We start from the raw sequence: 26,664 nt of genomic DNA on the forward strand, positions 1-26,664 counted from the left end.
CCACAGGGGATTCTCAGCTTCCGAAAACCGGCCGCCTAGCTGGGAATTCTCCGTCTCGCCGGGGCCGTATCCGATACGTCCTTTTCCGAGGTCGGCGGATTCGGTCGGTGCCCCGTACCGGCGAGTAGCCGGGGCGGTCCGCGGGGCCGCGATGCCGAAAGCCTGGTGATCCCAGGGTTTTCCCGGTTGCCGAAGCGGCTTTCGATGGGGAGTCTGGAAGGGGTGAACCCCCCGCTGGAGATTGCATCGGTCTCATCGCCCGAGCCCGATTTGCCCGTTGTGCGGGCCTTCGCACTCGCGCCGCACACGTTGCACGATCTGCGCAGGCACGGCGAAACCGGCGGCGCCGTCGGCGAATTGCGCTATCCGGCGCGGGCCGCGCTGGTCGTCGCGGGCATCCCCGGCGCGGGCAAGAGCACCGCGCTGCACACCTTCTTCGGCACCGAGCCGGACGCCGACGCCCCCGCGCGCACCGAGCGCGGCGCCGTCGTCGTCGATTCGCACCAGGCCAGGGTGCGCTGGCGGCGCAGCCTGGCCTGGCTGCCGTACCCGCTGTGGCGGCCGGTGGTGCACGTCGCGCACTACCGCGCGGTGCGCGCGGCGCTGCGCGGCGCGGCCGGGCCGGTGGTGATCCACGACTGCGGGACCTACCGCTGGGCCAGGCGGATGATCGCCCGCTGGACCGCGGAGGCGGGGCGGGAGCTGCACGTCGTCATGCTCGACGTCGCGCCCGAGGTGGCGCGGGCGGGGCAGCGGGCGCGCGGGCGGCGGATCAATCCGGTCACCTTCGCGCTGCACTGCAGGCGCTGGCGCGGGCTGGTCGCCGACGCGGTCAGCGACACCGCCGCGCCCGGACGGACGACCTCTGCCGTGCTCACCGACCGCGCGGCGCTGAACCGCCTGCAGCGCATCGTCTTCGAGGACTGAGATCCGCGCACTCCCGCCGCCGGATCGCGGCGACGGCCCGCACGGGCCACAGTCTCCGTGGTGCCCGCCGAGGCGGTGAACCAGAGCCCGCACCGCGCCGGAGAACGGGTGCACGCACGCGCTCCGCGCGGTTCGCCGTCGGCCCCGCGCACGCGGCCCACCTCGGTCTAGCTCGGCACCAGGACGCGCAGGGCGGCGGGGACGGCGCGCACGGTGATCGGCAGCTCGCCCGCCGGTTCGCCGTCGGCGGTGGCGGGGGCGCCGGGCGCGGTGAGCGTCACCTCGGCCACCCGCAGCTGGGTGGTGGCCGGGTGGTCGATCCGCCTGCCCGCGGAGAGCGCGGGGAGCAGGCGCAGCATCTCCAGCCGGGAGACCGCGCCGACCACGGTGAGGTCGAGCAGCCCGTCGTCCGGTTCGGCGTCGGGGCAGATCAGCATGCCGCCGCCGTAGGTGCGGGTGTTGCCGATCGCCACCATGACGGCCTCGGTCTCCAGCACGGCGCTGCCGTCGGCGGTGGCCGGGTTGTCCAGGGCGCCGGGGGCGAGCCCGGCCAGCTCCAGCCGGTAGGGCACGCCGAGCCCGCTGCCCAGCTCGGCGAGCGCGGCCACGGTGTAGCGCAGCGAGCCGCGCGGCCTGCGCATGGCATTGGCGCGCAACGTCACCCGCGCGTCGAAGCCGGTGCCGGCGACGGTCACGAACCACTGCTCCCCCGCGGCCCCCTCGATCAGCCCCAGATCGAGCGTGCGGACGTTCCCGGCGAGCAGCAGGTCGACCGCCGCGACCGGGTCGTCCACCGGGATGCCGAGTTCGCGGGCCAGGTCGTTGCCGGTCCCGGCGGGGACGAGCCCGAGCGCGACCCCGGTGTTCGCCAGCGCGGGCAGCAGCACGTTGACCAGCCCGTCGCCGCCGACGCAGACCACCGCGTCCGGCCGCGGCTCCCGGCCGCGCACCGAATCCGTCACCAGCCGCACCGATTCGGCCGCCGTCGCGGCCCGCACCTCGGTGATCTCGGCGCCGCGCTCGGTGAGCGCGGCTAGCGTGGCACCTGCGACGCCGTGCCCGCGCCCGGCCCCGGAGTGCGGGTTGGTCACGACGGTGACCCGGCGGATCACGGCAGCAGCTTTCCGGGGTTGAGGATGCCCGCCGGGTCGAGCTCGCGCTTGACCGCGCGCAGCACCCGCACGCCGAGATCGCCGATCTCCGCTGACATCCACGCGCGGTGGTCGGTGCCGACGGCGTGGTGGTGGGTGATGGTCCCGCCGTGCCCGGTGATGGCGTCGCCCGCCGCGGTTTTCGCGATCGCCCACTGCTCGGCGGGATCGTCGAGCTGCTTGGCGACCACGGTGAAGTAGAGCGAGGCGCCGGTCGGGTAGGTGTGCGAGACGTGGCACATGACCAGCGGCGGCGTGCCCTGCCCCTGCAGCGCCGCGGTGAGCGCGGCGGTGACGGCGGCCTTGAGCGCGCTCAGGTTCGACCAGGTGGTCGCGGTCTCCAGCGTCTCGCAGAGCACCCCGACGTCGAGCAGCGCGTCGCGCAGGTAGGGCGCGCCGAAGCGGCCGTGCTCCCAGTCGCGCGCCGGTTGCGGCCCGAGCGCGGTGCCGCCCGCGGCCGTCAGCAGGGCGTGCGCCTCGGCGGAGCGGGCGGCCACGTGCGCCGCGCTGCCCTCGACGGTGGTCACGGCGAGGCAGCCGGCCACGGCGCCGCCGCCGATATCGCCGGAGCGGGCCAGGTTCACCCCGGTCTCGGCCTCGTCGGAGAGCCGGAGCACGGTCGGCGACGCGCCCGCCTGCACCACAGAACGGAGTGCGGCGGCGCCGGTTTCGAAGTCGGGGAAGGACCATGCCTGGTACTCGACCGCGGCGGGGATCGGATGCACCCGCAGCGTCACCGCGGTGAGCACGCCGAGCGTGCCCTCGGAGCCGAGGAAGAGCGCGCGCAGGTCGGGGCCCGCCGCCGAGGCGGGGGCGCGGCCGAGCGCGAGCGTGCCAGCCGGGGTGGCGACGGTGAGCCGCTCCACCATGTCGTCGAAGCGGCCGTACCCGGCCGATGCCTGCCCGGACGAGCGGGTCGCGGCGAAGCCGCCGATGCTGGCGAACTCGAAGCTCTGCGGGTAGTGGCCGAGCGAGAGGCCGTGCCCGGCCAGCAGCGCCTCCGCCTGCGGGCCGGTGAGCCCGGCGCCGAGGGTCGCGGTGCCCGCGACGGGGTCGACCTCGGTCAGCCCGTCCAGCCTGCGCAGGTCGAGCGCGATGACCGCCGCGCAGTCGCCGCGCAGCGGCTGCACCCCGCCGACCACGCTGGTGCCGCCGCCGAACGGGACCACGGCGATCTTCAGGTCGGCGCAGAAGGAGAGGAGCGCGAGCACCTCGTCGTGGCTGCCGGGGAAGACCACCGCGTCCGGCGCCTCCTGGGTGCCGGTCGCGCGGCGGCGCAGCAGGTCGGGGGTGCTCTTGCCGCCCGCGTGGCGGAGCCGGTCGCGGTGCTCCGTCGACACGTGCTCGGCGCCGGTCACCGCGCCGAGCCCGGCGAGCAGCGCCGCGGGCAGGGCGGGCTCCGGTAGTGGCACGCCGCCCTCATCGCGGCGCGCCACCGGCTCCCCCGAAACCCCGAAAACCTGGGTGACCAGGCTCCGGACCTGCTCCGGGAGCGGCTTGTGCCCGGCGGGGACCCCCCAGGCGTCCCACACCATACCCGGTGCGGACGCCGTCCGGTCGGTCTCGGCCGCGGGATTCCTCGTCTCCACCATGCGTTACAGTGTGACACGAACTGTCAAGCAGTAAGCCGAGGGGAAACGTGCCGGAACCCGAGACCGTCGACCACGCGATCTTCCGCGCCGCGCGCGACTGCGTTGCCGAGTTCGGGGTGCGGCGCACCACGCTCACCGAGGTGGCGCGGCGGGCCGGGGTGAGCAGGCCGACGGTCTACCGGCGCTGGCCGGACACCGGCTCGCTCATCGCGGAGCTGCTGGTCCGCGAGCTCCGCGAGATCGTCGCGACGAGCATGCCCGCCGCCGGCGACGCCAGGGCGAGGCTGGTGACCGGCGTGGTCGGCGGCGCGCGGCTGGTGCGCGCGAACCCGCTCTTCATCAAGATCTTCCGCACCGACACCGACCTCATGCTCACCTACGTCTTCGGCAGGCTCGGCCGGAATCAGCGCGCCCTGATCGAGCTCTTCGCGGCCGCCGTCGCCGACGGCGCGCGGGACGGCTCCATCCGCGCGGGCGAGCCGGAGCGGATGGCGACCATGCTGCTGCTCATCGTGCAGTCCGCGGTCCAGTCGGCGGGCACCGTCGCCGAGCTGCTCGACGGCCCCGCGCTCGACACCGAGCTCACCCGCGCCGTCGACGGCTACCTGCGGCCCGACCGAGAGGAAAACCCATGACCGGCGATTCCGCCCTCAACGCCGCCCGCCGCGCCCGCGAGCTGGCCGCGCTCGGCGCCGACCCCGCGGTCGACGTCCTGGTGATCGGCGGCGGCGTGACCGGTGCCGGGGTGGCGCTCGACGCGGCGAGCCGCGGCCTGCGCACGGTGCTCGCCGAGCGCGCCGACCTGGCCTTCGGCACCAGCCGGTGGAGCTCCAAGCTGGTGCACGGCGGGCTGCGGTACCTGGCCTCCGGGCAGGTCGGGATCGCGCACGAGAGCGCGGTCGAGCGCGGCATCCTGCTGGAGCGGACGGCACCGCACCTGGTCCGCCCGCTGCCGCAGGTGGTGCCGCTGCTGCCCGGGATCGGCGGCGCGCAGCGCGCCCTCGTCCGGGCCGGTTTCGCCGCGGGCGACGTGCTGCGCCGCGGCGCGGGCACCGGGGCGGCCACGCTGCCCCGCTCGCGCCGGATCGCCGCCGCCGAGACGCTGCGGCTGGCGCCGACCGTGCGCCGCGCCGGGCTGCGCGGCGGGTTACAGGCGTGGGACGGGCAGCTGGTGGACGACGCCAGGCTGGTGGTCGGGCTGGCGCGCACCGCGGCGGCGCACGGGGCGCTGGTGCTCACCCGGGTCGCGGCCGAGCGCGGCGGTGCGGTGCTGCGCGACACGCTCTCCGGCGAGACGCTCGAGCTGCGGCCGCGGGTGGTGGTGAACGCGGCCGGGGTGTGGGCGGACACCGTCGACCCGAGCATCTCGCTGCGGCCGAGCCGGGGCACGCACCTGGTCTTCGACGACGCGGCGTTCGGCGGGCTGAGCGCCGCGCTCACCGTGCCGGTGCCGGGCAGCGTCGGGCGCTTCGTCTTCGCGCTGCCCGCCCCGCACGGCCGGGTCTACCTCGGGCTCACCGACGAGGATGCCCCCGGGCCGGTGCCGGACGTGCCCGAGCCGACCGACGGCGAGGTCGAGTTCCTGCTCGACGTGGTGAACACGGTGCTGCGGGAGCCGCTGTCGCGCGGCGATATCCGCGGCAGCTTCGCCGGGCTGCGCCCGCTGCTGCGCACCGAGGGCGGGGCCACCGCCGACATCTCGCGCAGGCACGCGGTGCTGGTCTCGCCCACCGGCATGGTGACGGTGGTCGGCGGCAAGCTCACCACCTACCGCCGGATGGCGGAGGACGCCGTCGACACCGCGGTGCGGACCGCCGGGCTGACCGCCGGTCCGTGCCGGACTCGCGACCTCCCGCTGGTCGGCGCGGTCTCCGGCGCGGCGCGGGACCGGCTCGTCGCGCCGCAGCGGCTGCTGGAGCGGTACGGCGCCGAGGCGCCGCTCGTCGCCGGGGCGGGCTCGGCCGAGCCGATCGCGCCGGGGAGCGACGTCACGCACGCCGAGTTCGCCTTCGGCATCGGCCACGAGGGCGCGCTCTCCCCGGACGACCTGCTCGACCGGCGCAGCCGGATCGGGCTCGTCGCCGCCGACCGGGAAGCGGCCCTGCCCGCCGCCGAAGCGGCCTTCGGCTGAGCACCGGCGGGCCGCGCGCCGCCGGCTGAGCGCAGGCGGCCGTGCACCGCTCCTGCTCGGCGGTGCGGCGCACGACCGCGCCTTGCCTGGCGGTGCAGCGCACGACCGCTCCTGCTCGGCGGTGCGGCACACGGGTGACTCTCGGCTAGCCGGGCAGGGCCCGCCAGTCGGCGAGTTCGGCGCGCATGCAGGCGCGCGGCCAGTGGTCGAGGCCGTGCGCGGCCTCGGCGGCACGCAGGGCGCGCAGCCCCGGCGTCTCCTCGCCGGGCGCGAGGAAGCGGAAACCGAGCCGCCGGTAGTACGGGCCGTTCCACGGCACCTCGACGAAGGTGGTCAGGGTGAGCGCGGTCAGGCCGCGCGACAGTGCCCACGCGGCGGCGTGGTCGAGCAGCCTGCGGCCGATGCGGCTGCCGCGCAGCGCCGGGTCGACCGAGACCTGGTCCACGTGCGCGGCGCCGTCGACCAGGTCGAGGACCAGGTAACCGGCCGGGCCGTCCGTATCCCAGACCCAGGCCCGCTCGGCCCGGACGTACTCGCCGAGCACCTCGAGCGCGGGCGGATCGTCCTCGGCCACCGCGTGCATGCCGAGCGCCGCGAAGGGCACCCCCGCGGCTTTTTCGAGCTCCTGCAGGATCGGCAGGTCGGCGGGGACGGCGGGGCGGATCACGGGAGGCACCCTAACCGCGCGGCCCGGTCCGGCGCGCCCCTTTTCGCCCGGTGCGGACAACCGCTGCGGTGCCCTTCGCCACCCGCCGACCGGGCTCGGGGCCAGGGGCCCGCCTCTATGCTGGCTGGGGATGTCCCGGGAAGGAGGGCGCGAATGCGCAGTGAAACGTCCACCGTCGGGATCGTTCCCGGCGCGGGGCTCGTCGCCCGCTTCGGCGGGGTCGTCGTCTTCCTCGCGAGCGCGAACGCCGCCACCGACCGGATCCTGGGTGCCGTGCGCGCGGCCGCCGATGGCGAGCGGCCCGGGCCCGCTATCGCGCAGCGGCTCGCCGCCGTGGTCTTCGCCGGGAGCGCGGAGCCGCCGCCGTTCGGCGTTGTCGCGCCGACTCCGGACGGCACGCTGCTACTGCTCCGCGGGCCGGTGAGCGCGCAGCTGCACGGCGCGGAGGGGGTGCGCACGCTCTCCGGTGAGCGCGCCTTCACCTGGGTCGACGAGATCGTCCGCGAGCCGGTGCGCACCGTCTCGGTCGGCCCCGACGAGGCGTTCCCGCTCACTGTCGCCGCGCACAGCGACCTGCGCGAAGGTGTGGTGCCCGGCGGCGGTTTCGTGCTGCGCGCGGCCCTGCGCAAGGTCGGTGGGCGCAAGGCCGTCACCCGGCGCGCCCCGAAACCCGCCGCTGGGCCGACGGAGCCGCCCCCTACCCAGGCCTCCGGCTTCGTCGCCACCCCCGAGCCCACCGGCGCCGGGCCCGCTGTCTCGGCGGGTCCGGCCACCGCCGCGGAAGCCGCCCTGCCCGGCACGGCCTCGCTCGCCGAGCCCGGCACGACCGTCCGGGTCGGCAAGGGAAGGCAGAAAGCAGCGGGCAACCGTCCCGCGACCGGTCACGCGGCAGCGTCGTCGCCGGCCACCGGCCACGCAGCCGCGGGAAATCCGCCCGCGCCCACCTACTCCGTCGCCGACGCCGCGCCCGCGACCGGCCACGCGAGACCCGCCCCCGCGACCGGCCACACCGCCGCCGGGTCCCCCGCCGCAACGGGCCACACCGCCGCAGCCACCGGCCACGCTCCCGCCGGATCACCGGCAACCGGCCACGCCCCCGGATCACCGGCAACCGGCCACGCCGCCGGATCACCGGGAACCGGCCACATCGCCGGATCGCCGGCAACCGGCCACGCCGCCGGATCGCAGGCAGCCGCGGGAACCCCGACGGGCCACAGCCCGGCCGGAACGCCCTACGCCACCAGCCACTCCCCGGCCGGAACATCGGCCGCGAGCGCCAACTCCCCGGCCGGCGCACCCCTGCCCACCGGCCACACCTTCCCGGACAACGCCGACGTCGACCCCACCGCCAAGGCCCCGCCCCGGCCCGACCCTCCGCGCCCCCTCGCCTGGTCCCAGGTCCCGGACGGCCCACACACCTTCGCCCCGCACACCGGCAGCGCACCCCCGTCCGCCCGCATGTTCCCCCCGCGCCAGGGCGAGGCCCCGGGCCGGGACGCCAAGGGCCGGGTGGCACTGCGCAAGGCGACGGGCAGCGGAACCAGGGTGATGCCGGTGGTGACGGACCCGGAGAGCGGCGCGCTCGGCGCCCTGCTCGTGGACGGCACCGCGTATCCGCTGGACCGCCCGTACGTCATCGGCCGCGGCCCGCAGACCGACGCCGCCGTCAAGGCCGCCGTCGCCGCGCCGCTGGTGCTCCCGCGCGACCGGCACGTCTCCCGGGTGCACGCCTACGTCGACATCGACAACGGCAATGTCTTCGTCCGCGACGCCGGGACCGGCGCGGGCACCTTCGTCGCGGCGCCGGGCACCGACGAGTGGGCGCGCATCGGCACCGACCGCACCGAACTCCCGCCGGGGGCACGGGTGCGGATCAGTGACCGGGTCCTCACCTACCTCCCCGACCAACCGCACTGACACATCCCACGATTTGGCGGATAGTGTCGGGTATGCATCGCAACAGCCCGCGGACCGACATCGACGAAGCCGCGCTCGAGGTCAGCGCGCCGAAGCAGCAGGCGGCCGGGGTCACGGCGGTGGCGGTGGCGCTGAAGCGCTCGGTCGAGGAGATGGGCGTCGTCCGCACCGCCCGCACCCTGACCAGGCTGAACCAGGTGCACGGCTTCGACTGCCCCGGCTGCGCCTGGCCGGAGCCGTCCGGCCACCGGCGGCCCGCCGAGTTCTGCGAGAACGGCGCGAAGGCGGTGGCCGAGGAGGCCACGCTGCGCACCGTCGACCCGGCGTTCTTCGCCGAGCACTCGATCGCCGACCTGGCGGGCAAGTCGGGGTACTGGCTCGGCCAGCAGGGCCGGATCACGCACCCGATGGTGCTGCGCGAGGGCGACACCCACTACCGTCCGATCGCCTGGGACGAGGCATATCGCCTGGTCGCCGCGGCCCTGCGCGCCCTCGACTCCCCGGACGAGGCGGTCTTCTACACCTCCGGCCGCACCGCCAACGAGACCGCCTTCCTCTACCAGGCCCTGGTCCGCGCCTACGGCACCAACAACCTGCCGGACTGCTCGAACATGTGCCACGAGTCCTCCGGCACCGCGCTCACCCGCTCGATCGGCATCGGCAAGGGCTCGGTCTCGATCGACGACTTCCCGAAGGCCGACCTGATCATCGTGGCCGGGCAGAACCCGGGCACCAACCACCCGCGCATGCTCAGCGCGCTGAGCGACGCCAAGCAGGCGGGCACGACCGTGGTCGCGGTGAACCCGCTGCCGGAGGCCGGGCTGCTCGCCTTCCGCGACCCGCAGACCCCGCGCGGCCTGACCACCGGCGTCGAGATCGCCGACGACTTCCTGCAGATCCGGCTCGGCGGCGACATGGCGCTCTTCCGCGGCCTGGCCCGGCTGCTCTTCGAGGCCGATGACCGCGCGCCCGGCACCGTGCTCGACCGCGAGTTCATCGAGCGGCACACCGCGGGCTTCGCCGAGTACGAGCGCCACGCCCGCGCGGCCGACCTCGCCGAGGTCGAGCAGGCCACCGGGCTGACCCGCGCGCAGCTGGAGCGCACCGCGCAGCGGCTGGCCGAGTCGCGCGGCACCATCATCTGCTGGGCCATGGGGCTGACCCAGCAGGCGCACGGCGTCGCCACCATCGAGGAGGCCACCAACCTGCTGCTGCTGCGCGGCATGATCGGCAAGCCGGGCGCCGGGGTCTGCCCGGTGCGCGGCCACTCGAACGTGCAGGGCGATCGCACCATGGGCATCTGGGAGCGGATGCCGGAGCCGTTCCTCGCCGCGCTCGACCGCGAGCTCGGCATCACCAGCCCGCGCACGCACGGTTTCGACACCGTCGACGCCATCCGGGCCATGCGTGACGGCAGGGCGAAGTTCTTCATGGCCATGGGCGGCAACTTCGCCTCCGCCTCGCCGGACACCGAGGTCACCGAGGCCGCGCTGCGCTCCTGCGGGCTGACCGTGCAGGTCTCCACCAAGCTCAACCGCAGCCACGTGGTGCACGGCCGGACCGCGCTGATCCTGCCCACCCTCGGCCGCACCGACGCCGACCTGCAGGGCGGCGAGCGGCAGCAGGTGTCGGTCGAGGACTCCATGTCGATGGTGCACCTGAGCACCGGGCGGCTGCGGCCGGTGAGCGGAGAGCTGCGCAGCGAGGTCGCCATCGTCTGCGAGCTGGCGGCGGAGCTCTTCGGCCCGGAGCACCCGGTGCCGTGGGGCGAGTTCCGCCGCGACTACGACCGGATCAGGGACGCCATCGCCCGGGTCGTCCCCGGCTGCGCCGATTACAACGCCAAGGTGCGCTCGCGCAACGGTTTCCAGCTGCCGCACCCGCCGCGCGACGCGCGCGAATTCCACACCGGCACCGGCAGGGCGAACTTCGGGGTCAACGACCTGACCTGGCTCCCGGTGCCGGAGGGGCGGCTGATCCTGCAGTCGCTGCGCAGCCACGACCAGTACAACACCACCATCTACGGCCTGGACGACCGCTACCGCGGCGTGCGTAACGCGCGCCGGGTGGTGCTGGTGCACCCGGACGACATCGCCGGGCTCGGCCTGGAGCCGGAGCAGCTGGTCGACCTGGTCTCCGAGTTCACCGACGGCGTCGAGCGCCGGGTGGTCGCCTTCCGGGTGGTGCCCTACCCGACCCCGCGCGGCAACGCCGCCGCCTACTACCCCGAGACCAACCCGCTGGTCCCGCTCGACCACGTGGCGGCCGGCTCGAACACCCCGGTCTCCAAGGCGGTCGTGATCCGGATCGAGCCGCACGTGCACGTCGGAGCCCCCGCGTGAGCCGGGTGACCGCGCGCCGCCGGATGCGCCGCATCACCCCGGCCGGGCAGATCACCAGGCCGGATTCGCTCGCGGTCGAGGAGCCGCTGGAGATCCGGGTGAACGGGCAGTCGCTCACCATCACCATGCGCACGCCGGGCAGCGACTTCGACCTGGTGCACGGCTTCCTGCTGGCCGAGAACGTCATCGCGACCGGCGACGACGTGGTGAGCGCGCGGTATTGCGCCGGCACCGACGACCAGGGCCGCAACACCTACAACGTGCTGGACGTGCAGCTGCGGCACGCGGCGGCGATCCCCGCCCGCAAGGTGCTCACCACCGGTGCCTGCGGACTCTGCGGCCGCACCGCGCTGGACCAGGTGCAGACCAGCACCGCGTACCCGCTGACCGGCGACGGCCCGGTGGTCCCGCCGGAGGTGCTGGCCGGGCTGCCGGACGCGCTGCGCGCCGAGCAGTCGGTCTTCGACGCCACCGGCGGGCTGCACGCCGCCGGGCTCTTCACCCCGGCGGGCGAGGTGGTCTGCGTGCGCGAGGACATCGGCAGGCACAACGCGGTGGACAAGGTGGTCGGCTGGGCGCTCCGCGAAGGCCGGGTGCCGCTGTACGACCTGCTGCTCGTGGTGAGCGGCCGCGCCTCCTTCGAGCTGGTCCAGAAAGCGGTGCTGGCCGGGATCCCGCTGCTGGCCGCGGTCTCCGCCCCGAGCTCGCTCGCCGTGGACCTGGCCGTGGAGTCCGGCCTCACCCTCGTCGGCTTCCTCCGCGGCGAGACCATGAACATCTACGCGGGCGAGCAGCGCATCCGCACCGCCGACGAGCAGCGCCTCGAGACCTCGGCGCGCCCATCTTGAGCCTGCCGGGGTAGTCACCGCCGCACCTCCGCTGCCGCGCAATGCGGCAGGTCAGCAAGGCGCGCACCCGGGCATCACGCGCGGGCGGACAACCCGGGAATCACGCGCGGGCAGGCTGCCCGGGAAATCACGAGTGGGCAGGCTGCCCGGGAAATCACGGGTGGGTGAGCTGCTCGCAGTTCGCCGGGTAGCGCTTCCCGGCCGTCAGAACCCCGACCAAGCGCCTCGCGCGGAGATATGCTCCAGCGCCTTGACCACGGCGGGGGCGCAGCGATGCGCGTCCTCCGGCCCGAACCACGCCAGCTCCGCGATCTCCGCCGCCGGGGCGGGAACCCCGTGCCCCGGCGCGGTGAAGCAGTGCATCTCGACCAGGGTCCCGGGAAGCCCGTGGGCCGGCGCGGTGATCGTCACCACGGGCGTGATCCCGTGCGGTTCCAGGTCGACGCCGACCTCCTCGCGCACTTCGCGTACCAGTGCGCGGGCCAGGGTCTCCCCCGGCTCCGGCTTGCCGCCCGGCAGGTAGAAGGCGTCCCTGCCTTCGGTCCGGACGGCCAGCAGCCTGCGCTCCCGCAGGCAGAGCCAGGCCACGGAGGTGAGCGTCGATTCCCCGGTCATACCTGGAAAATGTAGTGCGTCAGGGAGCGAGCGCGTCGAGCAGCGCGGCCCGCTGCCGCGCACCGAGGCCACCGATCCGGCGGTCCTCGGGGATGTCGGCCTGGTCGAGCAGCTTCGCGGCCTTGACCGGGCCGACCCCGGGCAGTGCCTTGATGACGGCGGCCACCTTGGTCTTCTTGACCAGCTCGTCCGAGTCCGCCTTCTTCAGGAGATCGGCGACGCTCACCTTGCCGGACTTCACCTTGCCGATCAGCTCCGAGCGTGCCTTCCGAACCGCCGCCGCCTTGGCCAGCGCTTCCGAGCGTTGTTCGGCGGTCATCGTGGGCAGTGCCATTTCTCCTCCGCTTTCACTCGTCACATCGAACATCTGAATCAACCGGACCGATTAGACAGCACCGGATCGGCGCCGAACGGCCGACACACCGGAAAAACGCGGTGCGAACGCGATGAATCCCGCCGTCATAGCCCGTCTGCACCGATATGAGGTAACGCACTCTCCCGGCAATCCGACATTCGGGTAGGGCATCGGAACACCGGGTTCAACGGCGAACCCGAGGGAATCGACGACGCTTCCCACTCCTGTTCCGGACCGAGCCTGCCGCGCACACTGCTACCCTGCGAACTAGAACACGTTTCATTTTCCGCTCGGAAACAGAGGTTGGCATGGCACAGCAGATCCGCGACGTGGTGCTCAGGTACGTCGAACTGGTCGGGTCCGGTTCGACCGCGGATATCGTGGCGCTCTACGCCGACGACGCCGTGATCGAGGATCCGGTCGGCACCGAGCCGAAGAAGGGCCATGCCGAGATCGCCGCGTTCTACGACGTCATCACCGGCCTGGAGCGCTCGACCGAGCTCGCTGAGGGCACCGTGCGCGCGGTGGAGGGGCACGCCGCCTTCCAGTTCACGCTGACCACGAAGTTCGGCGACCAGAGCTTCGTGGTCTCGCCGATCGATGTCATGGAGTTCGACGCCGACGGCCGGATCACGCACATGCGGGCCTACTGGGGCCAGGACGACATGAAGGTCGAGGGGTAGGGGCCGGGGTCAGGGCCGACCCGGCCGGGGCCGGCCACACGGCCGAGCCGCTAGCGGACGAACCCGCCATGCCGCCGGCGCGACCTGGCACCCAGCCCGTCCGGCGCTAGCTCGTCCGCGCCGCCAGCGCGGCCGCCGCGGCGAGGTCCGCCACGGTCCGGAGCGGAGGCTGTACCTCGGCGACGGCCAGCAGCCGGTCGACGCACGGGGTACCGGCCAGCACGCACAGCGAGCGCCCGACTTCCTCGAGCTCGGCGCGGATGTCGAGCAGCGCGCGCAGCCCGGCGCTGCCGAAGAAGGTGACCTTGGAGAGATCCACCGCGACCAGCGGGGCGGGCAGATCCAGCGCGGTGCCGAGCCTGCGGGCGAAGATCTCGGCGGTGTAGCCGTCGACATCGCCGGCGACGGCGCAGAGCGTCAGGGCGGCGCCCGGGTGGGTGACCGCGACGCGGAGCCGGTCTGCGGGGCTGCCGCGCTTGGCCGCGGGGGCCGGCGGTGCGGTGGGCTGACGGGGTGGGGCGAGAACGATCATGAGGACCTCGGTCCTGTGCGTTCGCGTCGACCGGGGTCGGCGGGGCGGAGCGCCCCGGGATCAGCGCCTCGAAAGGAATGCCTCGGAACTGGGCTGGTGTATCTCAACCTTCCCCACCGAGTACCCGCTGTGCGACCTCGCTACACCGAATGTTTCCGCCTGCCCCGGGCGAGCAGCTCGCCCGGGGAGCGCGGGAAACCTACGCCGACTTCTCGCGGCGCTCGTTGCGCTGCTGCTTGCGCGGCACGATGGTCGGCAGCACGTTGTCGTTCACCGTGTCCGCCGTGACGACCACCTTGGCGACATCGTCGCGGCTGGGGATGTCGTACATCGCGGGCTGGAGGACCTCCTCCATGATCGCCCGCAGGCCGCGGGCGCCGGTGCCGCGCAGGATGGCCTGGTCGGCCACCGCCTCCAGCGCGTCGTCGGTGAACTCCAGGTCGACGCCGTCCATCTCGAACAGCCGGACGTACTGCTTGACCAGCGCGTTCTTCGGCTCGGAGAGGATCTTGACCAGCGATTCCTTGTCCAGGTTGGTCACCGAGGCGACGACCGGGAGCCGGCCGATGAACTCGGGGATGAGCCCGAACTTGATCAGATCCTCCGGCATCACCTCGCCGAACTGGTCGGCGGTGTCGATCTCGGCCTTGGAGCGCACCTCGGAGCCGAAGCCGATGCCGCGGTGCCCGGTGCGGTCGGAGATGATCTTCTCCAGCCCGGCGAACGCCCCCGCCACGATGAACAGCACGTTGGTGGTGTCGATCTGGATGAACTCCTGGTGCGGGTGCTTGCGCCCGCCCTGCGGCGGCACGCTGGCCTGGGTGCCCTCCAGGATCTTCAGCAGCGCCTGCTGCACGCCCTCGCCGGAGACGTCGCGGGTGATCGACGGGTTCTCGCTCTTGCGGGCGATCTTGTCGACCTCGTCGATGTAGATGATGCCGGTCTCGGCGCGCTTGACGTCGTAGTCGGCGGCCTGGATCAGCTTGAGCAGGATGTTCTCGACGTCCTCGCCGACGTAGCCCGCCTCGGTGAGCGCGGTGGCGTCCGCGATCGCGAAGGGGACGTTGAGCATCTTGGCCAGCGTCTGCGCCAGGTAGGTCTTGCCGCAGCCGGTGGGGCCGAGCATCAGGATGTTCGACTTGGCCAGCTCGACCGTCTCACCCCGGCTGTCCCGGCTCTTGTCGCCCGCCTGGATCCGCTTGTAGTGGTTGTAGACGGCGACGGCGAGGGTGCGCTTCGCGGTGTCCTGCCCGATCACGTAGTTCTCCAGGAAGTCCCGGATCTCCTGCGGCTTGGGCAGCTCGTCCAGCTTCACCTCGCTCGACTCGGCGAGCTCCTCCTCGATGATCTCGTTGCAGAGATCGATGCACTCGTCGCAGATGTACACCCCTGGTCCCGCAATGAGCTTCTTGACCTGCTTCTGGCTCTTTCCGCAGAAAGAGCACTTGAGCAGATCGCCGCCATCACCGATGCGCGCCATCTCGTGGGTCCCTACTTCCTTGTCCGCGTGCAACCGTTGTTCCCGGCTGCCAGCTGTCCGCCGTTCGTCCGCACCGCGGCGACGTCCGTCCGCGCTGCGGCCCCGCCGCCGTCACGACACGCTCGGTGCCGAGGCGAACACTCGTCGTCACGACGGTCGATCCACCGGTGTGGCGGGCGGGGCGGCGATGTCGACAGCCAGGCTGTCAACCGGGAGCCGAGGTCCCTGTTGTCGACCGTACCCAACATCTGCGACGCAGGTCGACAACTCGGGCATGTTTCTCGCCCGGCGTGTGCGTGTTCTCACCGGAGACCGGCACCGCGCACCCCGCCGATACCCCCGCGGCCGGGCCCGTCACAGCGACGGGTCCGGCCGCGAGGGCGGGTGTTCACTTCTGTGCGCTCAGTTTCCGGTAGTCGAAAACCGTGTCGATGATCCCGTAGTCCTTGGCCGCTTCGGCGGTCAGGATCTTGTCGCGATCGGTGTCCTTGCGGATGGTGTCCGCGTCCTTGCCGGTGTGCCTGGCGAGGGTGGTCTCCATCAGCCTGCGCATGCGCTCGATCTCGGCGGCCTGGATCTCCAGGTCGGAGACCTGGCCCTGGATGCCACCCTCCAGCGACGGCTGGTGGATCAGCACGCGGGCGTTCGGCAGGCAGGCGCGCTTGCCGGGGGTGCCGGCGGCGAGCAGCACGGCGGCGGCCGAGGCGGCCTGGCCGAGGCAGACCGTGGCGACGTCGGCGCGCACGTACTGCATGGTGTCGTAGATCGCCATCAGCGAGGTGAAGGAGCCGCCGGGCGAGTTGATGTACATCGTGATGTCACGGTCCGGGTCGAGCGACTCCAGCACCAGCAGCTGCGCCATGACGTCGTTGGCCGAGGCGTCGTCCACCTGCACGCCGAGGAAGATGATGCGCTCCTCGAAGAGCTTGTTGTAGGGGTTCGACTCCTTGACGCCGAAGCTGGAGTGCTCGATGAAGGACGGCAGGATGTAGCGCGACTGCGCACCCTGCGGAGCGACGCCGGAGAGGCCGGCGCGCGGATCGGTCGGGTTGACCATGTTCGTCTCCAAAGTCTGTGCGGCAGCCGGACGTCCGGGTCCGGGCGGGGTCTGTCTCGGCGCGGCGCTCAGGCGCCTGCGCCGTTGGCCTGGTTCGCGTGGCTGACCACGTGGTCGACGAAGCCGTACTCCAGCGCCTCTTTCGCGGTGAACCAGCGGTCGCGGTCGGCGTCGGCGGCGACCTGCTCCACCGACTTGCCGGTGTGCTGCGCCTGCAGCTCGTTCAGCTCCCGCTTGGTGTGCGCGAACTGCTCGGCCATGATCGCGATGTCGGCCGCCGAGCCGCCGATGCCCGCCGACGGCTGGTGCATCATGATCCGCGCGTGCGGCAGCGCGTAGCGCTTGCCCTTGGTGCCCGCGGTGAGCAGGAACTGGCCCATGGAGGCGGCCAGCCCCATGCCGACGGTGCGGATGTCGCACTCGGCGAACTGCATGGTGTCGTAGATCGCCATGCCCGCGGTGACCGAGCCGCCGGGCGAGTTGATGTACAGCGCGATGTCGCGGGTCGGATCCTCCGCCGTCAGCAGCAGGATCTGGGCGCACAGCTTGTTGGCGATATCGTCGTCGACCTGGGTGCCGAGGAAGATGATGCGCTCGCGCAGCAGCCGCTCGTACACCGAATCACTGAGGTTCAGTCCAGCAGTTGCGGATGTCATGCGCACCCCCGCCTGATTGTTTTCCACGAATACCTGCCCTCTCTCACCGGCTCGTCGCTGATGCGCCACACAGCCATCGCTTCACTGTCACAAACATTAACGAAGCAGGGCGGCACCGAACTCCCGGTACCGCCCCTCTTCGCTCACAGCGCAATCACACCGCACACCCGGCGGCGCGCTGCTCGCGGCATTTGCGTCACTCCGCCTTCGCGGTGGCGGTCTCGTCGGCGTCGGCGGCCTCGACCACATCGGTCTCGACCACGTCGACCTCCTCGGCCTCCGGCTCGCCGAAGAGCTCGCCGGTGTCGACCGCGTTGCCATCGGAGTCGGTCACGGTGACCTGGCCGACCACGCCCGCCAGCGCCTTGCCGCGGCGCACGTCGGCGAAGACCGCGCCGAGCTGGCCCGCCTGCTGCACCTGCTGGATGAACTGCTCGGGCGCCATGCCGTAGCGCTGCGCCTGGAACAGGATCCGCTCGGTGAGCTCGTCCTGGCCGACCTGGGTGTTGTCCTTCTCCGCGATGGCGTCCAGCAGCAGCTGGGTCTTCACCGACTTCTCGGCGGCCGCGCGGGTATCGGAGTCGAACTCCTCGCGGCTGCTGCCCTGCGCCTCCAGCGACTCGGCGAACTTGGCCTCGTCGTGGTCGAAGCCGTGCACGGCGTCGTGCACCAGCGCGTCGACCTCGGCCTGCACGACGGCGTCCGGCAGCGGCACCTCGACCTGCTCCAGCAGGGCCTCGAGCACCTTGTCCCTGATCTCGCCTGCCTGCTGCACCTTCTTGACCCGCTCGACCCGGGTGCGCAGGTCGTCCTTCAGCTCGTCCAGGGTGTCGAATTCACTGGCCAGCTGGGCGAATTCGTCGTCCGCCTCGGGCAGCTCGCGCTCCTTGACCGACTGCAGCGTGACGGTGACGACGGCCTCCTGCTCGGCGTGCTCGCCCGCAACCAGCTTGGTGGTGAACTCCTTGGACTCGCCGGCCGAGAGGCCGATCAGCGCCTCGTCGAGCCCCTCGATGAGCTGGCCGGAGCCGACCTCGTGCGAGAGCCCGGTGGTGGCCGCCTCCGGCACCTCCTCGCCGTTCACGGTGGCGGAGAGGTCGATGGAGACGAAGTCGCCCTCCTGCACGGCCCGCTCGACCGCGCTCAGGGTGCCGAAGCGCTGGCGCAGCGACTGCAGCTGCTCGTCGATGTCGTCGTCGTCGATGGTGAAGGCGTCGACGGTGACCGAGAGCGAGCTGTAATCGGGCAGCACGACCTCGGGGCGGATGTCGACCTCGGCCGAGAAGGCCAGCTCCTGGCCGTCCTCGATCTTGGTGATCTCGATCTCCGGCTGGCCGATGACCTTCACCTCGGCCGTGGTGACGGCCTCGCTGTAGCGCGCGGGCAGCGCGTCGTTGACGACCTGCTCCAGGATCGCGCCGCGGCCGAGGCGGGCCTCGAGCAGCCGGGCGGGCGCCTTGCCCGGGCGGAAGCCGGGGATCCGGACCTGCTTGGCCAGCGCCTTGTAGGCCCGGTCGAAGTCCGGCTTCAGCTCCTCGAAGGGCACCTCGACATTGATCCGGACCCGGGTCGGGCTCAGTTGCTCGACGGTGCTCTTCACGGACATGCTCCTTGTTCGTCGTTCGGTGTCGGCATTTCGCGTACCTCACCCGCCGGGCCGCGCCGCGCGGGGCAGCCGCTCCCCCGCCGCCGGGCGCGAGCGAACTCCCCGGCCGTCGACCGTGGCGATCCCGCGCTCGCCGGACAGCGCTGGTGCGGCGTCAGGCATCCCGACAAGGGTAGTGGACCACTCGCGCGGCCCCGCATCCGGCGGGTGGTCGCGGGCTCAGCCGCCGATCTGCACGGCGTCGGTCACGAAGACCAGGGTCTCGTTCGGCGCGATCCCGCGGCCGCCCTGACCGTAGCCGAGATCCGGCGGCACGATCAGCAACCGGCGGGCACCCTGCTGCACCCCGACCAGCCCGGTGTCCCAGCCCTCGATCACCTGACCGGCGCCGAGGGTGAGCGGGAAGGTCTCGTTGCGGTCGAAGGAGCTGTCCAGCTTCTTCTTGTTCGACCAGGTCACCAGTGAGTAGTTCATGGTGAGCTGCTGGCCGGGCTGCGCGCCGGGGCCGGAACCGGGCACCAGGTCCTTGGTGATCAGCTGCTTCGGCGGGTCGCAGTCGTCCGGCAGCGTGATGACCGGCGCGGTGCCGAAGCCGCCGTCGACGCCGATGTCGTCGGCGGTGCACTCGCGGCCCTTGGGCGCGGGCGCCGCCGCGGCGGAGCTCGCGGCCCGCGCGGTGGTGGTCGTCGCGGTGGCGGTGCTCGAATCGTCCGAGCCGCACGCGACGAGCCCGCTCGCCGCCACGGCGACGGCGCCGATCCCGATGATCCTGCGGAGAATTCGCATGTGGCGGACCCTATCGTCCGGCGCGCCGCCGCGGGGCCACCGGGCTACGCTCGAAAACGGATTGGCGCCCCCGGCGAGGGGTAGCTCGGCCACGGGACCGACGGCGCGGTCGGCACCCGCCCATGGATTCACACCCGCGAAGCCCGGGGCGGCGCGACGAGCGCCCCCGACCTCGCGCCGCACGGGAGGAGCCCGCGGATGACGCGGCTGGCCAGCGCCGGAGGCGACACCTCGGCGGACAACACCGACAGCGGCGGCGGCGCGACGATCGCGCCGCGCCCCTACGACCTCGGCGCCGCCCCCGGCCCGCTCGACCGCGCCGAACTCACCGCGCTCGACGCCTGGTGGCGCGCGGCCAATTACCTCTCGGTCGGGCAGATCTACCTGATGGCCAACCCGCTGCTGCGCGAGCCACTCGCGGCCGGGCACATCAAGCCGCGGCTGCTCGGCCACTTCGGCACCGTGCCGGGGCTGAACCTGGTCTGGACGCACGCCAACCGGGCCATCCGGCAGCGCGACCTCAGCGCGGTCTTCGTCGCAGGCCCCGGCCACGGCGGCCCCGGCCCGAACGCCTGCGCCTGGCTTGAAGGCACCTACTCCGAGCTGTACGGCCACGTCTCGCGGGACGGCGACGGCATGGCGGCCTTCTTCGCCCAGTTCTCCTTCCCCGGCGGGGTGCCGAGCCACTGCGCCCCGGAGACGCCCGGCTCCTTCCACGAGGGCGGCGAGCTCGGCTACTCGCTGCTGCACGCCTTCGGCGCCGCACTGGACAACCCGGAGCTGACGGTGTTCTGCGTGGTCGGCGACGGCGAGGCGGAGACCGGGCCGCTGGCCGCGAGCTGGCACTCGGCCAAGTTCATCAATCCGGCGCGGGACGGCGCGGTGCTGCCGATCCTGGCGCTGAACGAGTACAAGATCGCCAACCCGACCCTGCTCGCCCGCATCCCGGAGGACGAGCTGCGCTCGCTCTTCCGCGGCTACGGCTACGAGCCGGTGATCGTGGCAGGCGACGACCCGGCCGAGGTGCACCAGGCGCTGGCGACCGCGGTGGACGGCGCGCTGGACCGGATCGCCGAGATCCAGCGCGCCGCGCGCGACGGCGACACCGCCCGCCCGACCTGGCCGCTCATCGTGCTGCGCACCCCCAAGGGCTGGACCTGCCCGCCGGTGGTGGACGGCGACCGGGTCGAGGGCACGTTCCGCGCGCACCAGGTGCCGCTGCCGAACGCCCGCGGCGACGACGAGCACCGCGCGGTGCTGGAGCAGTGGCTGCGCTCCTACCGGCCGGAGGAGCTGTTCAGCGAGTCCGGGGCGCCCACCCCCGAACTGGACGCGCTGAACCCGTCCGGGGAGCGCCGGATGAGCGCCAACCCGGTCGCCAACGGCGGCGCGCTCGTGCGCGACCTGCGGCTGCCGGACTGGCGCGAATACGGCGTCGAGGTGCCCGCGCCCGGCGCGGCCGAGCACGAGGCCACCCGGGTGCTCGGCGGCTGGCTGCGCGACGTCACCGCGGCCAACCCGGACAACTTCCTCACCTTCGCCCCCGACGAGCTGGCCAGCAACCGGCTGCAGGACATCCTGGAGGTGACCGGCCGGGACTGGCAGGCCGAGGTCGGCGAGTTCGATGTCGGCCTCGACCGCCGCGGACGGGTGATCGAGGTGCTCTCCGAGCACCTGTGCCAGGGGCTGCTCGAGGGGTACCTGCTGACCGGCAGGCACGGCGTCTTCACCTGCTACGAGGCCTTCATCCACATCGTCGACGCCATGTTCAACCAGCACGCCAAGTGGCTGGACGCCAGCGCGGCGGTGCCGTGGCGGCGCCCGGTGCCGAGCCTGAACTACCTGCTCTCCTCGCACGTCTGGCGGCAGGACCACAACGGCTTCACGCACCAGGACCCCGGATTCCTGGACGTGGTGCTGAACAAGAAGCCGGAGATCGTCCGCGTCTACCTGCCGCCGGACGGCAACACCCTGCTCGCCACCTACGACCACTGCCTGCGCTCGAGGCACCTGGTGAATGTGGTGGTGGCAGGCAAGCAGCCGGCGCCGGACTGGCTCACCGTCGACGACGCGGCGGCGCACTGCGCGCGCGGCGCGGGCATCTGGGAGTGGGCAGGCAACGGCGACACCGCGGGCAGCAGCCCCGACGTCGTGCTCGCCTGCGCGGGCGACGTGCCGACGCTGGAGACGCTCGCCGCGGCCGCGATCCTGCGCGAGCGGTTACCCGAGCTGCGGGTCCGGGTGGTGAACGTGGTCGACCTGATGCGGCTGCTACCCCGCGAGGAGCACCCGCACGGGCTCCCGGACCGCGAGTTCGACACGCTCTTCACCCGCGACCGCCCGGTCATCTTCGCCTTCCACGGCTATCCCTGGCTGATCCACCGGCTCACCTACCGGCGCGCCAACCACGACGGGCTGCACGTGCGCGGGTACAAGGAGAACGGCACGACCACCACGCCCTTCGACATGGTGATGCTCAACGACCTTGACCGCTACCACCTGGTCACCGACGTCATAGACCGGGTGCCGGAGCTGCGCGAGCGCGCCGCCGGGCTGCGCCAGGAGATGGTGGACGCGCGCTTCCGCGCCCGGGCCTGGACCCGCGAGCACGGCGAGGACATTCCGTGTGTCGCGGAGTGGAGCTGGCCCGACGTCAGTCTCTGAGCCGAGGTACCGCCGCCGACCGACCGGTCCGCCTAGGGTGTCCGGCATGAGTTCCGTACTGCGGCCGGGACGCCGCTGATGTGCGCGCCCCGGATCGTCCGGTTCGCGCACGACATGGCGCGCGGGAATCGCCGCTCCACGGCGGGGAGTGCTCGCGCGGCGGCGGCCGGTTCGCCCGGCAGCGTCGACGCGGGTCCGAATTTGGGTTCGCCCGATGGCACCCGCTCTGTGGGAGCCGAGGGTGACAGCACGGCCGCGCCGGATGGCGTTCGCCCAGGCGGGGAGGCACCGGGCGCCGGGGTGCCGCGCAGGCGGGCGCTGCTCGGGGCGGGGCTGGCCGCCTTCGGCGCGGCTACCGTGGCCGCCGCCGGACCGGCCGCGGCCAGATCGGGCGTGGTCCTCGACCTGACCCACCCGCTCGGCCCGAACCTCCCCGTCTGGCCGGGCAACCCGCCGTTCGCCGCCGTCCCGGTGGCGACCTACGAGCGCGGCGGCTTCGCCCAGAACGCCATCGCCTACTGGGAACACACCGGCACGCACGTGGACGCCCCGCTGCACCGCGTCCCCGGCGGCGGCAGCGTCGACCTGATCGCCCCTGCGGACCTGGTGGCCCCGCTCGTGGTTCTCGACATCCGCACCCGCGTGGCCGGTGACCCCGACGCCGCGGTGACCGTCGCCGACATCGACGCCTGGCGCGCCGCGCACGGCGACATCCCGGAGCGCGCCTTCGTCGCCGCGCTCACCGGCTGGGAATCGCGGCTTGGCGAACCGGCCACCTTCCTCAACCTGGACGCCACCGGCACCCAGCGCACCCCCGGCTGGACGCCAGAGGCCGCCGCCCACCTGATCACCGAGTGCGGCGTCGTCGGCTTCGGCATCGACACGCTCAGCCTGGACCGCGGGGCGGCCGGGGACAGCCCCGCGCACACCGCGATCCTGGGCAGCGGCCGCTACGGCGTCGAAATGCTGGCCAACCTGACAGCGGCACCCACCGCGGGCGCGACGGTGGTGGTCGGCGCGCCGAAACACACCGGCGGCACCGGCGGCCCCTGCCGGGTACTCGCGCTCACCTGACCGGAACCGGTCCGGCAGCCTGTCGAGAGCGCGGAATCACGACCAGTCCGGCCGCCCGATCGAGAGCGCGTGCTGGAACGCCCCGGCCGGGTCGTACCGCTGCTTGACCTCGAACAGCCGCGCGTAGTTGCCGCCGTAGTACAGCGCGTGCCACGGCACCCCCGAGCTGTTCCAGCGCGGATCGGCGAGATCCGGATCGGGGTAGTTGATGTAGCTACCCCCGTGCGCCTCACCCGGCACCGGCACCCCGCCGGACCCCGCGTACACGTCGCGGTACATCTCCCGCGCCCAGCCGAGGAACCGCTCGTCGTCACCGGGCGACCGCCACGCCGCGTGGATCAGCATCTTCATCATGGTGTCCCGAGCCGGGAAGGCCGTCGCCTCCGGCGCGACGGCATTGATCGCCCCGCCGAAGGGAAGGAACTCCAGCTGCGATTCGCCCACCACCCCGGGGTTGGTGACGTGCCGGTAGAGCGCCCGCAACTGCTCGGTGTCGTACGCCTTGCGCAGGTACGCCGCCTTCACCTTGACCCGCGGGTACACCGCGCCCTTCGGGTAGTACACCTTCGCGACGGTGTCCGCGTACGAGCTGCGCTCGATCGGCTGCACCACCGCCCCCGGCGTCACTCCCGCGGTGATCGCCGCGACGAACTCGTCCACCCTGGCCCGCGCGTCCGGCGCGTCGGCGTCGAAGAAGATCAGCACCTCGGCACTGGCGACCACGTCGGTGCGGAAGTTGAGCGGCGCGTAGAGCCCGGCGAAGGGGTCGCCGGGGGCGCGGTGCTGCTCGTGGAAGGCCAGGTAGTTGCCGAGGAAGCGGACGAACGACTCCTCGGTGGTGACCGGGAGCAGCAGCCTGCCGTGCAGCATGCCGCCGGGCAAGCGGGGCAGCGCGCGGGCCGGGTCGCTGCCGTCGGCGTCCGGCGAGCGGAAGAGGTAGCGGGTGACGATGCCGAAATTGCCGCCGCCACCGCCGGTGTGCGCCCACCAGAGGTCGCTGTGCGGGCCGTCCTTCGTGGCGAGGACGAGGCTCGCGGTGCCGTCCGCGTTCGCGGTGACCACCTCGACGCCGTACAGGTGGTCGGCGACCAGCCCGCGGCTGCGCGAGAGCGGGCCGTACCCGCCGCCGCAGGCGTGCCCGCCGATTCCGACGGCGAGGCAGATGCCAGCGGGCAGCGTGACGTTCCACGGGTGCAGCGCCTGGTAGACCGCGCTGAGTTCGGCGCCGGGGCCGACCGAGAAGGCGCCGTGCCCCGCGTCCCAGCCGATGCCGGAGAGTTTGCTCAGATCGATGAGCGAGCGGGTGCGGTCGTTGTCGACGAAGTCGTCGAAGCAGTGCCCGCCGGAGCGGATGCCGAGGGTGAGCCCCTCGCCGAGCGAGCGCTCCACCGCGAGCCGGACCTGCTCCGCGTCGCCGGGCAGGAAGATCTTCGACGGCCGCGCCGTGAACCGGCGGTTGTAGCCGCGCATGGTGAGCGGCAGGTAGCGCGGGTCGCCCGCGCCGAGCACCTCCGGCTCCGCCGCCGCCGCGACCGGCATGCCGACCGTCGTCGCCACTCCCCCGAGCGCCATCGCACCCAGGAACCGTCGACGGGTTACCGCCATTTTCTCCCCTGTCATCGCTGTCGGCCGAACCACGCGACACGCTAACCCACCGGCGGGGTTGCGGTCCGGCATCAGCGCCGACATGGGGGACGATTCAGGCCAGCGGAATGCGCACCAGCGGGATACCGGTCGGCAGCGCGGAGCCGTGTGCCGGTTCGACGGTCACCGCGAGCGCGTCATCGGCCCCGGTGCGCAGCACCACGTTCGACCCCGGCGTCGGCGCGTGGTCCATCACCCCCACCGAGCGCGGCGTGCCGTCCGCGGCGAGCAGCCACATCTGGTAGCAGTGCCCGGCGGGCGGCTCCGGCAGCGCCGCGAAGGAGACGGTGGCGGCGCCGAGCCGCGCCGACGAGGTGACCGTGAGGGTGCCGCCCGCGGGCAGTTCGGCGGCCCGGCCCCTGACGTCCGGCTGGCCGAGCACGGTGTCCGCGCGCAGCGCCGCGGGCGGGGTGGATTCCTGCTGCTGCAACAGGATCGCGGCGCCGAGCCCGGCCAGCACGGCCAGTGCGGCGGCCGCCGCGATCGGGAGGAATGTCGAGGTGCCGAGCCGCTGCGCGCGGGTCGGGCGGCGCGGGTTCGCGGCTCCGAGCCGCCGCCGAGAGTCGGCACGGCACCGCTGCTTCGCGACTTCGCCCGCGGCCACGCGCAGCTCGCTCGCCGACGTGGCTACGGCATCGGTCGCGGTGCGTACGGCACCACTCACCGCCGCGTCGATGGCGCGCAGCACCGCGTGCTCCAGGTGTGCGGGCGGCCGCCGCGAGTCGAGCGCGCCGACCAGCGCCATGGCCTCGCGCACCCCGTGCACCAGCGCGATGAACTCGGCGGCGGTCGCCGAATCGGCGGCGCGCACCCGGTCATCGATGTGCCTGCGCTCGATCTCGGCGACCGCGTCCAGCGCGTACGGGTACGCCAGGTCGAGGAGGTCCGGCCGGGCCGGCTCCGGGTCGCTCATCGAAGCTCCAGTCGTCCAGCGCCTGCACGCCGGGAAGCACGGGCCGATCCGACCCGTGCTTCCCGGTGTTCGCCTGATCAGGCAGGCGGCATGAGCACGGTGTCGATCAGGTAGACCGTGGCGTTCGCGGTCTTGACGCCGCCACAGATCACCCCGGCGTCGTTCACCTTCAGGTTGTCGGGGGTGCCGGTGACGGTGAGCGTCTGCCCCTCGACCGTGGTGTGCGTGCCGGCGATGGCGTCCGGCGCGACCTGGGTCGGCACCACGTGGTAGGTGAGGATCTTGGTCAGCGTCGCCGAGTCGGTCTTCAGCGACTCGATGGTGGCCGGGTCGATCTTGGCGAAGGCCGAGTCGACCGGCGCGAACACGGTGAACTGCCCGCCGTTCAGCGTGTCCACCAGGTTCACCTGCGGGTTCAGCTGCCCGGAGACAGCCTGCGTCAGCGTCTTGAGCAGCGGGTTGTTCGAGGCGGCGGTGGCGACCGGGTCCTGCGCCATCCCCGACACCGAGCCCGCGCCGCTCGGCACCTGCGCGGCGTACTCGGCGCAGCCCGGGCCGACCGGGTTCGCGCCGGCGTTCATCGCACCCGTCGTGGTGGTCATGGCCGAGGAGGAGCGCGCCGACGTCGACGTCGAGGACGCCGAATCCGAGGAGTCGTCCGAGCAGGCCGACATCCCCAGCACCGCGGCCGTCAGCATCGACGCGACCAGTACTGTTCGTTGCTTCGTTCGGATCATCGTCATCCACATCTTCCGGGACGGCCCACGCACCGAGCCGTACTTTGATTGATGCACGGAGTTCGCGCTACCGCGACGGATGGATGGGTTTCTCCCGAGATTCCCGGAGATTCTTCGCAAATCGACGCACAGTCGACGCATAGTCACGCAACCCACCCCCATCGAATTCGGGGCGGCAGCCCGCTTGGATCGGCACCGGCCCGTTGCTCGCCCGCGGGCGAGCGGTATCGAGAGTTCGATGGATACCGGGCGCGCGCCGCGCCGCACACGATGTGGGTTCGGGACCG

General features: G+C 72.9%; 25 protein-coding genes. 10 read left to right on the plus strand and 15 right to left on the minus strand.

What is annotated here, in order from left to right; translation table 11 throughout:
• The first annotated feature begins 279 nt into the window (after window positions 1-279).
• Window positions 280-927, plus strand: a complete 648-nt coding sequence (locus ACFUJ1_RS10130) for an AAA family ATPase (protein WP_378644480.1) — start codon at window positions 280-282, stop codon at window positions 925-927.
• A 167-nt stretch (window positions 928-1,094) separates the two neighbouring features.
• Here the strand turns inward: ACFUJ1_RS10130 and ACFUJ1_RS10135 are convergent, their stop codons facing one another.
• Together ACFUJ1_RS10135 and ACFUJ1_RS10140 are read right to left on the minus strand one after the other, a co-directional pair.
• Window positions 1,095-2,039 carry a YegS/Rv2252/BmrU family lipid kinase gene (locus tag ACFUJ1_RS10135; protein ID WP_378644481.1) on the minus strand — a complete coding sequence of 315 codons (945 nt, stop codon included), beginning with the start codon at window positions 2,037-2,039 and terminating at the stop codon, window positions 1,095-1,097.
• Window positions 2,036-3,670 (minus strand): FAD-binding oxidoreductase, encoded by a 1,635-nt coding sequence (locus ACFUJ1_RS10140; protein ID WP_378644483.1) that lies wholly within the window; start codon window positions 3,668-3,670, stop codon window positions 2,036-2,038. Before ACFUJ1_RS10140 ends, ACFUJ1_RS10135 begins: the two co-directional genes overlap by 4 nt.
• Window positions 3,671-3,717: 47 nt before the next feature.
• Here ACFUJ1_RS10140 and ACFUJ1_RS10145 point away from each other — a divergent pair, with 47 nt between their 5' ends.
• Both ACFUJ1_RS10145 and ACFUJ1_RS10150 read left to right on the plus strand, forming a co-directional pair.
• Window positions 3,718-4,305, plus strand: a complete 588-nt coding sequence (locus tag ACFUJ1_RS10145) for a TetR/AcrR family transcriptional regulator (RefSeq protein WP_378644485.1) — start codon at window positions 3,718-3,720, stop codon at window positions 4,303-4,305.
• Window positions 4,302-5,801, plus strand: a complete 1,500-nt coding sequence (locus ACFUJ1_RS10150) for a glycerol-3-phosphate dehydrogenase/oxidase (RefSeq protein WP_378644486.1) — start codon at window positions 4,302-4,304, stop codon at window positions 5,799-5,801. Before ACFUJ1_RS10145 ends, ACFUJ1_RS10150 begins: the two co-directional genes overlap by 4 nt.
• Before the next feature lie 145 nt (window positions 5,802-5,946).
• Here the strand turns inward: ACFUJ1_RS10150 and ACFUJ1_RS10155 are convergent, their stop codons facing one another.
• Window positions 5,947-6,468 (minus strand): GNAT family N-acetyltransferase, encoded by a 522-nt coding sequence (locus ACFUJ1_RS10155; protein WP_378644488.1) that lies wholly within the window; start codon window positions 6,466-6,468, stop codon window positions 5,947-5,949.
• Between the two features lie 153 nt (window positions 6,469-6,621).
• On the opposite strand from ACFUJ1_RS10155, the gene ACFUJ1_RS10160 reads away from it, so the two are divergent.
• Genes ACFUJ1_RS10160 through fdhD form a run of 3 tightly spaced genes read left to right on the plus strand, consistent with a single transcriptional unit; the run spans window position 6,622 to window position 11,575 of the window.
• A complete protein-coding gene (locus ACFUJ1_RS10160) occupies window positions 6,622-8,385 on the plus strand; it encodes an FHA domain-containing protein (protein WP_378644489.1) in 1,764 nt (587 codons plus the stop codon).
• Window positions 8,386-8,417: 32 nt separating this feature from the next.
• Window positions 8,418-10,727 (plus strand): FdhF/YdeP family oxidoreductase, encoded by a 2,310-nt coding sequence (locus ACFUJ1_RS10165; RefSeq protein WP_378644491.1) that lies wholly within the window; start codon window positions 8,418-8,420, stop codon window positions 10,725-10,727.
• Window positions 10,724-11,575, plus strand: a complete 852-nt coding sequence (gene fdhD / locus ACFUJ1_RS10170) for a formate dehydrogenase accessory sulfurtransferase FdhD (protein ID WP_378644492.1) — start codon at window positions 10,724-10,726, stop codon at window positions 11,573-11,575. The genes ACFUJ1_RS10165 and fdhD overlap by 4 nt, the downstream gene beginning before the upstream one ends.
• Window positions 11,576-11,779: 204 nt before the next feature.
• Here fdhD and ACFUJ1_RS10175 read toward each other — a convergent pair whose 3' ends face one another.
• Together ACFUJ1_RS10175 and mihF are read right to left on the minus strand one after the other, a co-directional pair.
• Window positions 11,780-12,190: an NUDIX domain-containing protein gene (locus tag ACFUJ1_RS10175; RefSeq protein ID WP_378644494.1), complete on the minus strand. Its 411-nt coding sequence runs from the start codon at window positions 12,188-12,190 to the stop codon at window positions 11,780-11,782.
• Between the two features lie 19 nt (window positions 12,191-12,209).
• Window positions 12,210-12,524, minus strand: coding sequence for an integration host factor, actinobacterial type (mihF, locus tag ACFUJ1_RS10180; protein WP_067654521.1), 315 nt, complete (start codon window positions 12,522-12,524; stop codon window positions 12,210-12,212).
• A gap of 329 nt (window positions 12,525-12,853) precedes the next feature.
• Here mihF and ACFUJ1_RS10185 point away from each other — a divergent pair, with 329 nt between their 5' ends.
• The gene (locus ACFUJ1_RS10185) at window positions 12,854-13,228 is read left to right on the plus strand and encodes a nuclear transport factor 2 family protein (protein WP_378644495.1); all 375 of its coding nucleotides are present in this window, start codon (window positions 12,854-12,856) and stop codon (window positions 13,226-13,228) included.
• Window positions 13,229-13,334: 106 nt separating this feature from the next.
• Here the strand turns inward: ACFUJ1_RS10185 and ACFUJ1_RS10190 are convergent, their stop codons facing one another.
• From ACFUJ1_RS10190 to ACFUJ1_RS10220, 7 genes are all read right to left on the minus strand, one after another.
• Complete coding sequence (locus ACFUJ1_RS10190; protein WP_378644497.1) at window positions 13,335-13,760, minus strand: STAS domain-containing protein; 426 nt, start codon at window positions 13,758-13,760, stop codon at window positions 13,335-13,337.
• 199 nt (window positions 13,761-13,959) lie between these two features.
• Window positions 13,960-15,240, minus strand: coding sequence for an ATP-dependent Clp protease ATP-binding subunit ClpX (clpX, locus tag ACFUJ1_RS10195; RefSeq protein WP_378644499.1), 1,281 nt, complete (start codon window positions 15,238-15,240; stop codon window positions 13,960-13,962).
• Between the two features lie 388 nt (window positions 15,241-15,628).
• Window positions 15,629-16,297 (minus strand): ATP-dependent Clp protease proteolytic subunit, encoded by a 669-nt coding sequence (locus ACFUJ1_RS10200; RefSeq protein WP_378644500.1) that lies wholly within the window; start codon window positions 16,295-16,297, stop codon window positions 15,629-15,631.
• A 68-nt stretch (window positions 16,298-16,365) separates the two neighbouring features.
• On the minus strand, window positions 16,366-16,953 hold the full coding sequence (locus tag ACFUJ1_RS10205; RefSeq protein ID WP_233016497.1) for an ATP-dependent Clp protease proteolytic subunit: 588 nt from the start codon (window positions 16,951-16,953) through the stop codon (window positions 16,366-16,368).
• Between the two features lie 196 nt (window positions 16,954-17,149).
• Complete coding sequence (gene tig / locus ACFUJ1_RS10210; RefSeq protein WP_378644501.1) at window positions 17,150-18,553, minus strand: trigger factor; 1,404 nt, start codon at window positions 18,551-18,553, stop codon at window positions 17,150-17,152.
• A gap of 45 nt (window positions 18,554-18,598) precedes the next feature.
• On the minus strand, window positions 18,599-18,721 hold the full coding sequence (locus ACFUJ1_RS10215; RefSeq protein WP_378644502.1) for a hypothetical protein: 123 nt from the start codon (window positions 18,719-18,721) through the stop codon (window positions 18,599-18,601).
• A 57-nt stretch (window positions 18,722-18,778) separates the two neighbouring features.
• Complete coding sequence (locus ACFUJ1_RS10220) at window positions 18,779-19,345, minus strand: FKBP-type peptidyl-prolyl cis-trans isomerase (RefSeq protein ID WP_378644504.1); 567 nt, start codon at window positions 19,343-19,345, stop codon at window positions 18,779-18,781.
• Between the two features lie 198 nt (window positions 19,346-19,543).
• Here ACFUJ1_RS10220 and ACFUJ1_RS10225 point away from each other — a divergent pair, with 198 nt between their 5' ends.
• Both ACFUJ1_RS10225 and ACFUJ1_RS10230 read left to right on the plus strand, forming a co-directional pair.
• The gene (locus ACFUJ1_RS10225; protein WP_378644505.1) at window positions 19,544-22,009 is read left to right on the plus strand and encodes a phosphoketolase; all 2,466 of its coding nucleotides are present in this window, start codon (window positions 19,544-19,546) and stop codon (window positions 22,007-22,009) included.
• A gap of 228 nt (window positions 22,010-22,237) precedes the next feature.
• Window positions 22,238-23,083: a cyclase family protein gene (locus ACFUJ1_RS10230; protein ID WP_378644507.1), complete on the plus strand. Its 846-nt coding sequence runs from the start codon at window positions 22,238-22,240 to the stop codon at window positions 23,081-23,083.
• A gap of 36 nt (window positions 23,084-23,119) precedes the next feature.
• On the opposite strand, the gene ACFUJ1_RS10235 is transcribed toward ACFUJ1_RS10230, so the two are convergent.
• The 3 genes from ACFUJ1_RS10235 to ACFUJ1_RS10245 form a co-directional block, all read right to left on the minus strand.
• The gene (locus ACFUJ1_RS10235) at window positions 23,120-24,688 is read right to left on the minus strand and encodes an FAD-binding oxidoreductase (RefSeq protein ID WP_378644508.1); all 1,569 of its coding nucleotides are present in this window, start codon (window positions 24,686-24,688) and stop codon (window positions 23,120-23,122) included.
• 94 nt (window positions 24,689-24,782) lie between these two features.
• Window positions 24,783-25,640: an anti-sigma factor domain-containing protein gene (locus tag ACFUJ1_RS10240; RefSeq protein WP_378644510.1), complete on the minus strand. Its 858-nt coding sequence runs from the start codon at window positions 25,638-25,640 to the stop codon at window positions 24,783-24,785.
• A gap of 77 nt (window positions 25,641-25,717) precedes the next feature.
• Window positions 25,718-26,314, minus strand: a complete 597-nt coding sequence (locus tag ACFUJ1_RS10245; protein ID WP_233021180.1) for a fasciclin domain-containing protein — start codon at window positions 26,312-26,314, stop codon at window positions 25,718-25,720.
• Here ACFUJ1_RS10245 and ACFUJ1_RS10250 point away from each other — a divergent pair.
• Window positions 26,241-26,429 (plus strand): hypothetical protein, encoded by a 189-nt coding sequence (locus ACFUJ1_RS10250; RefSeq protein ID WP_233021328.1) that lies wholly within the window; start codon window positions 26,241-26,243, stop codon window positions 26,427-26,429. The genes ACFUJ1_RS10245 and ACFUJ1_RS10250 overlap by 74 nt on opposite strands.
• Window positions 26,430-26,664: the final 235 nt, after the last annotated feature.

The sequence above is a fragment of the Nocardia sp. NPDC057227 genome (assembly GCF_042669725.1).
GTDB lineage: Bacteria > Actinomycetota > Actinomycetes > Mycobacteriales > Mycobacteriaceae > Nocardia > Nocardia asteroides_A.